Genomic DNA, 489 nt, shown 5'->3' with positions numbered 1-489 from the left:
TGGACCTTGTCACGAAGACGAGGTCCATTTTTGTTGTAGGTTATATAAGAGATATTAATTGAGTAGATTCGCTTGGGTAAGCTGAATCAATCGCCATGTGGGTGACGAATCGACTTGCAGTCGTTCGTGGGTTGAACAACTGATTAATATCAAGTCGATATAGTTATCATATTCAGTAGTTGTGAATTAAATATGAATTTTCTGTTCTTATTCTGAAGACATCGTAAGGTTTGGCGTGGAATTCGAGATAACCTAATTTTCTGGTATACTAATAAATAGAAATTAAGCGAGGTTCGACGAAAATGTACGAATATTTAAACGGTGTTATAACAGAAGTTGCACCAAATTATATTGTCGTTGAAGTTGGCGGCATTGGCTACCGTGTTTTGGTGGCGAACCCCTATGCTTTTCCAATGAATGAGTTAGAACGGGTTTATGTGGAACAAATTATTCGTGAAAATGAACAATCGTTGTATGGCTTTTTGACAG

1 protein-coding gene is annotated in these 489 nt (G+C 37.2%); it reads left to right on the top strand.

From position 1 onward, the window contains the following. Nucleotides 1–302 precede the first annotated feature (302 nt). Nucleotides 303–489 (top strand): OB-fold domain-containing protein (locus WEIDD23_RS12185; protein ID WP_278279508.1); only part of this gene is annotated, 187 nt, incomplete at its 3' end.

Origin of the sequence: Weissella sp. DD23 (assembly GCF_001579105.1) — a bacterium.
Classification (GTDB): Bacteria; Bacillota; Bacilli; order Lactobacillales; family Lactobacillaceae; genus Weissella; species Weissella cibaria.
The sequence above is the reverse complement of the archived record's forward strand: the minus strand, read 5'-3'. Positions and strand labels throughout refer to the sequence as shown.